The sequence below is a fragment of the Myxococcales bacterium genome, from assembly GCA_016699535.1.
Lineage (GTDB): Bacteria > Myxococcota_A > Polyangia > Polyangiales.
On the sequence record CP064980.1, the window covers coordinates 1,556,287 to 1,568,453 of the forward strand.

The following is a 12,167-nucleotide window of genomic DNA, read 5'->3' on the forward strand; positions in this document are numbered from 1 at the left end:
GTAACCGTCAGTCCGTGGCGTCTGCAAGGACTTTTTCCGAGGTTTCCGTACCTTCGGCTTACGTCCTCGGGGCTCGTCCTCATATACTGGAGTATAATCGTCCTCGCCCCTGTGGGCGCGCTCGAATCTACGAAAACCTCGAAAAAAGACTTGTCTTCCAGCTTTGTCCCCGTGTTCGTACACTTTTGTTAACTGCTAACTTTTATCATCGACTGACCGGTTACGTTTTGTACTAGCAGGCCTTACAATTAGAAAGCAATTGATGTTTTCTACCTCATCAATGCGTTACTAAGTTAAAAAGTCAGCTTTTTAACCGTGCTTATGCGTCAGTGATTTGACCACAGGTAGTAGAATACGGCATCGTTAAAGGGACTGTTGCAGAATGGCGAACTGACGACGGCAGCTATTCTGTAGCATTCCCTAGCCCTTGAGTTGTAGAGGAAAATGGCAACAAAACGTATTCAAAAAGAAGCCCTTGTCGGGCCTAACGCGTCGTTTGAAGAGATTCTGAAGCGTTTAGAGTTGCTCGTTGAGAAACTTGAAGACGGTGACTTGCCTTTGGAAAGTGCGATCGGTTTGTTTGAGGAAGGCGTGCAACTTTCAAAACTGGGCTCAAAAAGGCTCGATGAAGCCGAGCTTAAGGTTGAGCAGTTGCTTTCCGATCCAGAGAACAACAAAAACAAAGGTCACAAGAAGGCGGTTAGCAAATTATGACCCAAGCCATCGTTATAAACACAGGTTTTTCCGATTCGGCAGATTTTATCGAGGGCTTTATGGCGCATGTGGATGAGGAGAACGTCGTTCTGCCTTCTGCAACTGCGGTTGAACAAGGAGACTGGGTCCAGTTTCATATTTGTCTTGTTGATCAAAGCCCTATCTTCGAAGGAATGGGTCGGTGCATTGGTGCCGTTGACAATGGTGACGATCGTCCAGCAGAGCAACGCTTTGATTTGGTCTTGGATTCTTTGCAGTTTGAAGGCGCTTCACAAGTTATTTATGAGCAAATCATCGATGCACGGCAGTCAACCTCACTTCCAAGTGAAGAGCCTGTGAGTCTTGATGATCAGGAGCAAGACGATTTTACGGCGTTGGATGATGCTATTGATGTCGAGGTGCAAAGCGATGCGCCGCCCGATTCAACGGGTGGATACCTCAGTCGTCCTCCGATGGCAGGATCATGGCATCCAGAGGAGCCGGTGCAGACGGTTTCAAGCCCACCTCCTTCTGGCTTGTTCGGTTACACTGAAGGTTTAGATTTTCCTCCGAAGCCTCCGCGTCCTGAGCCTGGCACCTATCGCGATGTTTTTGCTGCTCCTGCTCCACAGGCTTCCGAAGCACAAGCGCAAAGCACAGCCGATCCCGATCCCGAATTTGCGGCAAGCGATGATACGTTATTACAGGCGGAGGTGGACGTGGAAACCTCCATGTACGAGGAAAGTTTTGGTGATGAGGAGAGCGTTGAGGGACAGAAATGAAACCAACATCGTTTTTGGTGTGGACCCTTGGGGTGTGGTTTGTTGCATTGCCCACCTTTGCTCAAGAATTTAGAGCCTTTTCTGATAGCGAAGCGGCTGAGCACTCCGAGCAGGATGACCGCGAGCGCGCTTTCCGCTTGCACAACAGCTGGCTTGGCTCGGTCGGTGGCGTGCACGTACTTGATGCACGCTCTGGTCCCAAAGGGAGTTTTCGTGTGCAGCTTGGTGGTGACTTTTTTTTCACCAACAACTTTTTGTTATCAGGCGATCAGCATGACTACGTAGGTGGTGTGCTTTCCTTTAGCTGGACCCCTCTTAGTTTTCTCGAACTGTTCGGTGCCGTTCTTGGCTACAGTAATTCCAATCCCTTGGAAGACCCTTCTTTGTTTCAAGTTGTTGGCGACACTCATCTTGGTGTTAAGGCTTTCTATCATCTTAATCCATGGCTTAGTGTTGGCGGTGATGCGCGCGCGATTTTGCTTAACAGTGTAGGCGATGTTGGGCTTTCGCTTGAAAGTACCAGCATGCAACTGGGAGCCAATCTATCTGCAGATTTTCGTGGACTAAGAACACCTATTCCCTTGATTTCGCGCTTAAACCTTCGCTATTTTTGGGACAATTCAAGCGAGCTTATTAGTGACGTTGAACGCGCGCGCTACAATGCTCTGCCGGATCCGGCTGCTAGTCCTACAAACGAGTATCGGCATTTGATTTCTCGTGTTGAACGTTTTGCATTGAACATCAATCGCGTTGATCGACTCGATATATCGCTTGGTGCCGAAGCCCCTTTGAAAATCGCGGAAGATTTTTATATCAATCCCATTGCTGAATGGCAGCTCGGTATCCCGATCAACCGTCAAAACTACAATTGCTTGTTTGTGGCGCGGACTGCCGACAGCAATGAACCCATCGGGGAAGAAGACGGCTGTCTTCAGAAAAGCGGTTTCAAGGCCTTTCCGATGGTCCTGACTTTAGGCATGCGTCTGTTGCCACCAGTTCGTGGTTTGGCTGCGATGGCTGCGGTTGATATTGGACTGCAAGGTGCTTCCGAATTTGTTCGCGAGCTTGTTCCTGTAGCTCCGTATAAAGTGCTTCTATCGCTTTCCTATGCTTATGACACTGTCCAACCTGCATCAAAGGCCGTTGAGCAGCAGGCTGAGGTCATCAAACGACCCATGCCAACTGGGAATATTCACGGGCAAGTGCTTGAAGCTGGGACAGGAAGGGCGATCGCAAACGCGACCATTCGCTTTTTGGACAAAGGCCTCAATCCCCTCCTGAGTGAGGCCGACGGTACATTCTTGTCTTATGATTTTGATGGCGGCGAACAGATTAGCATACAGGTTGGAGCGGAAGGCTACAGCAATGGCACTTGTGCTACTACGATTCCCGTTCAAGGTGGCATGAGTGATTTGCTTTGTGAGCTAGTGGCGGAGCAGATCAAGCCAGAGCTTTCAGGGCAAATCAAAGATGAAAAGCAAGTGCCAATTAGTAGAGCAAAAATAGATCTAACTGGCCCTGTGACTCAATCGGCGCAAAGCACCGATTCTGGAGCCTTTAGTTTTGCAGATCTTGAACCGGGTGAATATCTACTTCGAGTTGAGGCTCCTGGATATCTGATTAAGCAGGAGCGCATCACCGTCAAAGCGGAAGAGATGCCTTCGATCGAGCTTGTATTGGTCGCTGAGCCAAAACGCTCCTTGGTACAGATGACTGGCAAGCAGCTCAAGTTGCTACGCCAGGTTCATTTTGATTCGGGGAGCACAAACATTGCTCTCGATAGCACGGCACTTATGGAGCAGCTGGCTGATATGCTTTTGCGACATCCCGAGATCAAGCGTGTTGAGATTCAAGGTCACACCGACAACGTTGGTGGGGCCGAGCTGAACAAGCGTCTTTCTCAGGAACGCGCTGATGCCGTTAGGCAATGGCTTATAGCTGAAGGCGGTATTGATCCTTCGCGGCTTGAAGCTAAAGGTTACGGTATGGAGCGGCCCTTGCTTCCAAATATCACCCGTCAAAACCGAGCCCGAAACCGACGCGTCCAGTTCAACATCCTCGAACGCGAATAAAATAGAAATAGCTTGATAGCTGGTGCAAGGATGGCCGGGGCTACGCCAGAGCCCTCAAGACCAGCAACTGCGGATGCCTTTCGCCCGATTTTCTCCCCTTTGATCTTTTGTGCGCCACATGCAGACGCTCTGGCGTAGCTCCGGTCATCCTTGCACACAAGACTACTGGCTCCGCTCCAGGCGTCCAGTCTGAAGGCTGGAGATTTCGGCTTACTTCATAGCACCACATGCAGGCGCTGTGACACAGCACCGACCTACCTCGCACAGAAGACTGCTTGCTTTGCTTTCGATACTCAGCGGTGTAGCTGTTCTTTGAATGGCTAATTGATAGGCGCTCGCTTAGCTAAGAGAGGGACAGCAGTGATAAGCCTCCCACGAGGGGTTTTGCTCCGGAGCGTCTGCACGTGGCGCTTATAGCTTCATTGCGGGAAAAATTGAAGGCATAGTCCTTCCGCAGTTTGTGGTCTTGAAGGCTCCGGAGCAAAACCCCTCGTGGGAGGCCTCAAGCTGTGTAATTGACTAGAGCTTTCTATTCGGTTGCGAGGGTGAGGGTTGCTGTGGCGGTGTTTAATTGGTAGCTGCGCTTGCCATCTAGAACGATGCTTGCGTTGCCATCACTTTGGAAAGTGATCACGGCCATAACGTTAAACTCGGCCTCAACATCACTAAACGCGTTAGAACGCGTGCGCTCTGCCCGAATATCGAATGTAGCCGTGCCATCAACAAACAAGCCACTACTACGCTCGTAGCTCACGTTCTCGTAGGTTGCGAGATAATCGAAAATAAAGGTACGGGTAGTCTGCAAAAAGAGACCCGTAAAGCTGCTTTCAAGATAAAAACTTCCTTCTCCGTTAAATAACACCGTATCGCCCTGCAAATTAGAGAGTGTCCAATTGCCATCACGTGATACGGTGGCATCGTAACGTTCGGTGTTGATGTTTCCATCCCAATTGACGCTAATTTCCGCGAAGTCAGTGATTTCAGCATCGCAGATGTCGAGAAGATTGCCTTGAAAGTCTGTGCAATGCACTTCGTAGCTGTAATTTAAACTTCCACGTGTACCCGCGGAGCTGCCTTGAAGATTAGCAGTGCTTAGCCCTTCGGGGGTTTCACCATCGCTAAGAAGCACCGCATCTTGCATCGACTCGGTGTCGCTGCCCTGATCTCCAGCAACAATAGCTGCTACGCCAGCTGCAATATCATCGTAGTCATCCGAGGTTGGCTCCTCGCTCGTCTTACAGCTTGCGTAGAACAGTCCCATTGAAAGCGCTGCAATTATCGATAGTCTAAGTTTCATAAGCATCTCCTTTTTTGTAGTGTGAGTGCGGAATTGCTGCTTTGCAACTCTTGGCTAGCCGTTTTTTACGGGTGAACAAAAGAGCCAGGAACATACCCCACAGAATAAAATAGTTTTGCGGGAAAGTAGAGGTGGAGCAAGCGCATCCCTCCGAGCTGCCTCCGCAGTTGAGGTTTTGGCCTCCGTAGGGCGTAAAATCACAGCTTCCGACAAGTGTTTCTGCTGGATATATGGCTTGGAGGCCAGCAATATCGTCTTCTTTTAGCACGCGTTTGCACACTTCGCCTGCGGGTGATTTTGCCCACATCGTCGCTAAGCTTTCATCGTCCGGATCACTTGGGTCCAGAGCGGGATGATCCAATCCAAAGAAATGGCCTGCCTCGTGGGTGAGTACGTTTTTTAAATCGACAACTTGTCGGCCCTGTGAGTCTTTTTCGCCAACGCAGCCTCCTTGTGTGCAACTAAGTTGGCAGTCGATGTACGGACCACGTAGCTCGTTAATCTCAATGTCCGCATCCAAAATCACTCCCGTTTGATCGTTGTGCCATGCAGTGGTGACCGCAAAGGCTGACGGATCATAGGGAATAAATGCCGTCAATTGAATAGCCACGCTCAGGCCAGTCGTTTGCAAAAACAATGGTATTCATATTGCCACCACTGCTGTTAAACTCTGCGAGGTCACAGTTTGAAGCTTGATCAAGCAATTTGACCTCAATACCGGCACCCACGCTAGCTGCCTCCCAAACAGCAAAGGAATCGTTGACGATGCGCATGACCTCTGCCGCGCTCAACTGAATATCGTCTCGCGGTAAGTCGCTCAGGCCCGAGACTTCAATGGCGACTTCGGAGCATCTTCGCTGCCAACGCAAAGGTTGTCCTTGGTTGCTGCATTCGGTTGGAATAACGCTTGCGCTCACGTTTCCCACCGTAGTCATCTGACACCATGCGGCGGCATTCTGGGCGGTACAAAGAAGCCATCCTACTAGAGCTAAAGTTCCAATCTGTCTTATCGGGTTTCTAAGCACGGTAAGGCGTACTCTGCCACAGTTTGTGGGCAAGCTGGGCGGAAAAACGGAAGCAACGCTTTTCAACGGTTTGAAGAGATATAGCTCTGCACTCGTCCCATGAATTGGTCTAAGGCTACGGGTTTAACGAGCGCTCGTTTGCTGTGAGTGAATTTTCCGCGGCCATTATTTTTAAGCGTGTTTACGGATGCTGAAGGAAGTACCGAGCGTTTGCCGTGTTTGTCTTTGCGAATACGCATCGCGCCTTGCGACATGCCGACGGTACTGAGCAATATACCGGGCGCGTCTTGGCGTGCCGTACTTCGTGCAAAAAGCAGATACTCTTCTCCAAGTATAAAACTCGTTGTGCCAGCCACATGCATACCGATGCCATCGATAACGCCACCGGGTTGAATGACGGTCACGATTTCGCGCGGTTTGCAACTGCCTTTGTGGCTTTCGTGAATCTGCAAAGTGGTTTCGGTCAAGGGTCGTCCATTATCGCTCCGCAAAAAGCGTTGGCTAACAACCCTCGCAATGACGATTTCGTTTGAGCTCCCGACCAGTTCTTGTAAATCAAGAGAAATTACGGTTGTGGCGGAGGCCTCGATGGGCGCTATGCCCGCAAGCAGAAGAACAAGTGCTAAGTGATATTTAAAGCTCATGTTTGAAGTTTGGGGCGCCTTCGCAACTCGGTCAAGCGCCGCCAAGCACTGTTTGGATACTTTAAAACCAGAATGGCACAGGCCATAAGCGTGAAATTGCGCAAAAAATTCAGCCAGCTGATGGTCGAAGCGGGCTCATTCCCGAAACAGCCACAACTTAGATCGATGCCGCGAAAGACGGCTTGCGCCATCGCTACCTGAAACAACGCAAGGAGCATCAGACACAGAAGCGCAGCGCCACGAAGATAAAAACCCAAGAACAAAGCAAGCGCGAGCACGGCTTCTGCACTTGGCAGTAAGCGCGCGGCGATGGCAATGCTGGCTTGGGGTGCGAGTGGGTAATTCGAGATGCTTTCAGCAAAGCCTTGAGGATCGAGCAATTTGGGCCATGCCGCAGCTATAAACACGATAGCAAGGACTAAGCGAGCGCTAAGGCCCATGACAAAAGCGGCTTCTTTTTCTTTAAAAATGACAAATTTGGCAATTTCAAACCCCGTTTACTGACAATCTTGGCATGCTCCGGCCTCTGCCGGATAAGCGGCTTGCATCCATGCTGGCATGCCTCCTTCTAATACACGCACACGCATAAAGCCTTCACTCCACAGCAGTGCGGCAAGCCGGGTTGACGCAGCACAGCTCCCTTGCGTGTCGCAGTAGACAATCATGTCTTGGTTAGGGTCAAGCTTGGTTAATCGATTGCGATTCAGGGTACCGTTTTCAATAGGTAGATGAAAAGCGCCGGCAATGTGGCCGGCTTGGAAGGCTTCTTTGCTTCGTGCGTCGATGAAGCGGACCTCGCTTCGATCAAAAGCTGTTTTTGCTTCGGCGAGGCTTGCCCATTGAATCTTTGGCTCCGAAGGTACAGGTCCGGTGCACACGGCATCTTCTTGTCCAGAAGCAGCCTCTGGAAAGCCCCAAATTACGCCGACAGCAACACCACACGCGCAAGCGATGAGGCTAAGTTTAAACGCTTCAATCCAAGTCGTCATACAGGGCATGATAGCCTAGAAGCCATCTCATAAATACCTCAAGTCGCCTTTCGATTGACAAAACGCCATCCGAGCCCACGCTCCTCAGTTAGCAAAATGTATACGAACACGGGGACAAAGCTAGGAGACAATTCTTTTTTCGAGGTTTTCGTAGATTCTCCGCAGGTCTAGGGCCCCCGCAGTTCGCATTTTGTTCAAAGGCCGCTTGCGGCGCTGTGAACGCGCCCAATCGGACGTAACTCCGCCCTAGACACTCTCAGGGGCGAGGACGTAAGCCGAAGCTACGGAAAGCTCGGAAAAAGTCCTTGCAGGCATCATGGACTGACTGGTTTGCTTGCATCTTCTGTCGCTCTTGTGTGATCGTGCCTCGTTGTTTTCCGATCGAGGTAGTTATACCTCTGTCATTGGCGGGAGTTTTTTTGCATTTTTCTTCTCTGCTGGTTCCTCCACAACGTCGTGAGCGCATCGTCCGGTTGGCGTTTCCTATTATAGGCGGGATGCTTTCTCAGAATGCGTTAAACCTGGTCGATACAGCCATGGTGGGACGTTTGGGCCCAAGCGCCTTAGCCGCAGTGGGTCTCGGAGGCATCTCTAATTTTGTGCTCTCGGCCATTATTCTTGGTCTTGGCACGGGTGTACAGGCAACCGCTGCACGCCGGCTCGGCGAGCAGCGCGACAGTGAAACAGCAATTGCGCTCAACGGTGGATTGCTGCTTGCGCTTTCTCTTGCACTGCCCTGGTCTTTGTTTTTGTACTGGCGTGCGCCCGACATCTTTGCTTTTCTTATTTCCGATCACAAGGTTTTAGACCAAGGTGTTCCTTATTTGCGCATGCGCATGATTGCCATGCTGGCGATGGGTATGAACGCTTCGTTTCGTGGCTATTGGAATGCAACCAATCGCTCGGGGCTGTATATGCGCACGCTGATAGTGATGCACCTCACCAATGTTTTTCTAAATTGGATCTTTATTTTTGGTAAGTTTGGCATGCCGGCTATGGGCGTTACGGGTGCCGGTCTCAGTTCCGCCATCGCGACCTATCTTGGGACTTTGCTCTATTTCTTTTTGGGGTGGAGTTGTGCTCGGGAAAACGGTTTTCTGTCCGGGCTCCCAACCCGACGCGAGCTAAAAAAGCTTTTTTTGCTTTCTTTGCCAGCGTGTTTGCAACAGTTTTTCTTTGCAGCAGGGATGACTGCCTTTATGTGGATGGTGGGCCGGATGAGCACCGATGCGGTCGCGATAACTCATGTGGTTGTTAATCTCATGTTGGTTGGGGTGCTACCTTCGTTGGGATTTGGTATGGCCTCGGCATCCTTGGTCGGACAGGCCATGGGGCGTGCGGATAACGCGGATGCAAAACGATGGGCCTGGGATGTTGCCAAAATAGGTTGCGTTGTCGTGGCGTGTATTGCCCTTCCAGCGTTGATTGCGCCAAAGTTAATTCTTTCCGTTTTCCTTAAAGATCCGCGATTGCTGGCTTTGGCCGTATGGCCACTGCGGATTGTCGCTGTGAGCTTGGCGTTTGATACCTTCGGTACGGTTTTTATGCATTCGATGCTGGGCGCAGGCGATACCTCGACGGTGATGAAAGTCTCGTTTTCCTTGCAATGGATTCTTTTTCTTCCGCTGGTGTATTTGGTAGGCCCCGTATTGGGTTGGGGTCTTGTTGCGGTTTGGGGCGCGCAAGGGGCGTATCGCGTGCTTCAGTCCGGCGTTTTTCTATCACTATGGCAGCGTGGTGGCTGGCAAGTTGCAAAGGTGTAAGCATTCATCGCACCTGCTTCGATCCACGGAATACTAGACAATAGAGTCGTTTCCGCGCTCTAATTGACGCTGTCTTGTGTGGAGAAGAGGCCTTTGAGGATACGAAGCTTTACTTTAGGGTGTATTTTTGTGTTGAGTGTTTTTTCGGCGCTTGCGCTGGCGAAACCAAATTTAAAAACCATGCCCGTCGAAGCGATTCGCCCTGGCATGAAAGGCTATGGCCTGACTGTATTTAAGGGAACACGCCCGGAGCGCTTCGATGTTGATGTCATTGGAGTGCTCCACAACTTTCAGCCCGATCAAGACTTGGTATTGGTTCGGACCACCCATCCTTTGCTTGAGCATGCAAATACGGTGGCAGGTATGAGCGGGTCACCGGTTTATATCAACGACAAGCTTATCGGAGCGTATGCCTACGGATGGCTCTACGGTAAAGATCCTGTTGCTGGCGTAACACCTATCAAAAACATGTTGGTGGAGCTTCACCGGCCTTTAGGAACCGGAAATCTTGTGTTTGGTCATCCCATCAAGGGGAAGGGAAAAGCAAAAACACATGCAAGGCTAAACAAGCCATTTTTAGGTGCCGAGAAACGTGATGCATCTTTTGCGTTAAATCTGATTCCGAAACAGGCGGATCCAAGGTTGCATGATTCCGAGCAACCCAGCCTCACGCCAGCAGCGACGCCGCTTATGGTGGGCGGCTTGGAAGCAAGCTTGCTTCCTTGGCTAAGCGACCACCTTAAACCTTTCGGACTTTTTCCAATTCAAGGTGGCGGAGGCGGAGCGCAGAAGCCGTCGAGCAAAAAGGCCACCCGTGTAAACCAAGCAAAATATGTCGATGGCGGGGCCATCAATGTGCAGCTCGTATCGGGTGATATTAACATGTCGGGCACTGGCACTGTGACCTACGTGCAAGGACGGCGACTGATTGCTTTTGGGCATCCGATGCTAGAAGCTGGTGAGGTCGGATTGCCTACCGCGACCGCTCGAGTGCTTCACATTTTTGCAAGCCAGATGCGTTCGTTTAAAATTTCAGAAGGCTTGGATCCTCTCGGAACAATGGTGCATGATCGGCAATCGGCCATCGTCATCGATACAGAAATCGAGCCAGAAACCATACCGCTTTCGGTTAAAATTGAAGGCGTCAAAAGTGCGCCGCGAACCACGTGGAACATGAAGGTGGCAAGTCATCGCAACCTGACACCGATGCTTGCCATGACCGCTGCTGCGAATGCAGTTCAAGCCACAGCCAGTGACGTAGCTGACGCGACCTTTACGGTGACAAGCGTTGTGGACATTGAAGGACACGGTCCTCAGAAGGTAGTCGATGTTGGTTATAGCTCCGGTGGATTAAGTTCCATGAGCTTTTTCGGTCAGTTGCGTATGTTTTCTTTCCTTGAGGCTGCCTACGCCAATCCTTTTGAAAAGACAAAAATCAACTCCATCACGATGCAAGTCCAGGTGAAATTCGATCGCGATGTAACGCATTTGATTTCAGCTTCGGTGGGAAGCGACGAAGTCAATCCTGGTTCTCGCGTTCCGGTCTATCTCACTCTTCAGAAATATGGCGAGGAAGAGAAAAATCAAGTGCTTTATGTGGATATTCCTAGCTCCATGGCGGGTCAAAGTGTTGAACTTATCTTTGAGCCAGGAAACAAAGTGGATGTTGAGCAACCTCAGGTTCGCAATCTAGAAGACATTTTAGAAATTATTCGTTCCAGATTTTCTGCCAACATGTTGGTGGCTTCATTAAAAGTACAAGAGCAGGGGTTGCGACTAAGAGGACACGTGGTGCGTGGCTTGCCTGACTCGGCGCTTAGTGCTCTTCAGCCTCAAAATTCAAGTCTTAAGCCTTCTGCTTTTGTTACGCAGTTTAGAAAAGCAACAAAAATCGGTGGCGTGGTGGTTGGTTCGGCAAGTCTCAAAATTAATGTACGTGAGGTCGCAGAAAAGTAATGTTAACTCTATTAAAAAAACATGCGCGTGTAACGTTAATGCTCTTCGTGATTATATGTGCGGTCACTGCAGCGAGTTCTTTGCATGCGATCTCAACTCGTCAATTTTCTATTGATACAGACGTTGAGTTTATCCAAGGTGAACTCGATCAAACAGTAGCTTTTTCTGATGGAACAGTCCGTGGGGGCGCTAAGCTTTCTCGCATCGGTCTCAGCGATGTTCCTGTTGCTTTTAGTGCCTTGCGTAGCAGTTCAGGCTCGCTTTTTATTGGAACGGGTAACGAAGGTAAATTACAAATTAGAAGGCAAAAAGTAAGTGAGTTTGCCGATACAAAGAGCTGGTTGTCGCATCGCTTGCTGAAGGGCCTGGTGGCGATATTTATGCGGGAACCCTGCCTAACGGAAAGATTTTTCGCATCAGTAGCCAGGGGCAAATCAAAGGCACTGTCATTCCTAAAGGAGCACAACATATTTGGGCTCTGCTTTTTGATAAAAAGAAAAACACGCTTTACGCGGGGACTGGCCCCCAGGGTAAAGTGTTTGCCATATCTGCTTCGGGCAACGCGCAGGACTATTTTAACACCGACGCTCTTCACATCTTGAGCTTGGCTCAAGACGATCACGGCCTATACGCAGGCAGCAGCGATGGAGCTTTGCTCTATCGAATCACTGCGCGAAACAAAGCCGAGGTGCTTTACGATTTTCCAGGGGATGAGGTTACGGCACTTTCTGTAAATGCAGGGCACATCGCGGTCGCTGCCAATCACTTCAAAGGGAAAAAAATTATCCCGAAAGCGCCAGCAGTTAGTGCAAAGAAACCTGCAAATGCCACACCGGAGAAAAAGAAGGTTGTCTCCAAACCGGGAGAAGGGCAAATCTGGCTTGTGGCGGAGGATGGCTCCGCGCTGAGCAATTATTAAGTCAAGAAAAAACCCATTTCGGTTTTG

13 protein-coding genes are annotated in these 12,167 nt (G+C 50.2%); 7 read left to right on the top strand and 6 right to left on the bottom strand.

Annotated elements, in window-relative coordinates; translation table 11 throughout:
* Window positions 1-444 precede the first annotated feature (444 nt).
* Genes xseB through IPJ88_07435 form a run of 3 tightly spaced genes read left to right on the top strand, consistent with a single transcriptional unit; the run spans window position 445 to window position 3,547 of the window.
* Complete coding sequence (gene xseB / locus IPJ88_07425) at window positions 445-714, top strand: exodeoxyribonuclease VII small subunit (GenBank protein QQR91542.1); 270 nt, start codon at window positions 445-447, stop codon at window positions 712-714.
* Complete coding sequence (locus IPJ88_07430; GenBank protein QQR91543.1) at window positions 711-1,475, top strand: hypothetical protein; 765 nt, start codon at window positions 711-713, stop codon at window positions 1,473-1,475. The genes xseB and IPJ88_07430 overlap by 4 nt, the downstream gene beginning before the upstream one ends.
* On the top strand, window positions 1,472-3,547 hold the full coding sequence (locus IPJ88_07435; protein ID QQR91544.1) for a DUF2012 domain-containing protein: 2,076 nt from the start codon (window positions 1,472-1,474) through the stop codon (window positions 3,545-3,547). The genes IPJ88_07430 and IPJ88_07435 overlap by 4 nt, the downstream gene beginning before the upstream one ends.
* Window positions 3,548-4,076: 529 nt before the next feature.
* Here IPJ88_07435 and IPJ88_07440 read toward each other — a convergent pair.
* The 6 genes from IPJ88_07440 to IPJ88_07465 form a co-directional block, all read right to left on the bottom strand.
* Window positions 4,077-4,844: a hypothetical protein gene (locus IPJ88_07440; GenBank protein QQR91545.1), complete on the bottom strand. Its 768-nt coding sequence runs from the start codon at window positions 4,842-4,844 to the stop codon at window positions 4,077-4,079.
* Window positions 4,834-5,454 (bottom strand): matrixin family metalloprotease, encoded by a 621-nt coding sequence (locus IPJ88_07445; GenBank protein QQR91546.1) that lies wholly within the window; start codon window positions 5,452-5,454, stop codon window positions 4,834-4,836. Before IPJ88_07445 ends, IPJ88_07440 begins: the two co-directional genes overlap by 11 nt.
* A complete protein-coding gene (locus tag IPJ88_07450) occupies window positions 5,420-5,779 on the bottom strand; it encodes a hypothetical protein (GenBank protein QQR91547.1) in 360 nt (119 codons plus the stop codon). Before IPJ88_07450 ends, IPJ88_07445 begins: the two co-directional genes overlap by 35 nt.
* 152 nt (window positions 5,780-5,931) lie before the next feature.
* A complete protein-coding gene (locus tag IPJ88_07455; GenBank protein ID QQR91548.1) occupies window positions 5,932-6,513 on the bottom strand; it encodes a hypothetical protein in 582 nt (193 codons plus the stop codon).
* Complete coding sequence (locus tag IPJ88_07460; GenBank protein QQR91549.1) at window positions 6,510-6,953, bottom strand: DoxX family membrane protein; 444 nt, start codon at window positions 6,951-6,953, stop codon at window positions 6,510-6,512. Before IPJ88_07460 ends, IPJ88_07455 begins: the two co-directional genes overlap by 4 nt.
* A gap of 57 nt (window positions 6,954-7,010) precedes the next feature.
* Window positions 7,011-7,502, bottom strand: coding sequence for a rhodanese-like domain-containing protein (locus IPJ88_07465; GenBank protein QQR91550.1), 492 nt, complete (start codon window positions 7,500-7,502; stop codon window positions 7,011-7,013).
* A 497-nt stretch (window positions 7,503-7,999) separates the two neighbouring features.
* On the opposite strand from IPJ88_07465, the gene IPJ88_07470 reads away from it, so the two are divergent.
* The 4 genes from IPJ88_07470 (at window position 8,000) to IPJ88_07485 (ending at window position 12,140) form a co-directional block, all read left to right on the top strand.
* Entirely contained in the window at window positions 8,000-9,265 is a 1,266-nt protein-coding gene (locus IPJ88_07470; GenBank protein ID QQR91551.1) for an MATE family efflux transporter, read from the top strand.
* 180 nt (window positions 9,266-9,445) lie between these two features.
* The gene (locus tag IPJ88_07475) at window positions 9,446-11,221 is read left to right on the top strand and encodes a hypothetical protein (GenBank protein QQR91552.1); all 1,776 of its coding nucleotides are present in this window, start codon (window positions 9,446-9,448) and stop codon (window positions 11,219-11,221) included.
* Complete coding sequence (locus IPJ88_07480) at window positions 11,221-11,823, top strand: hypothetical protein (protein QQR91553.1); 603 nt, start codon at window positions 11,221-11,223, stop codon at window positions 11,821-11,823. The genes IPJ88_07475 and IPJ88_07480 overlap by 1 nt, the downstream gene beginning before the upstream one ends.
* A 2-nt stretch (window positions 11,824-11,825) precedes the next feature.
* Window positions 11,826-12,140: a hypothetical protein gene (locus IPJ88_07485; GenBank protein ID QQR91554.1), complete on the top strand. Its 315-nt coding sequence runs from the start codon at window positions 11,826-11,828 to the stop codon at window positions 12,138-12,140.
* Window positions 12,141-12,167: the final 27 nt, after the last annotated feature.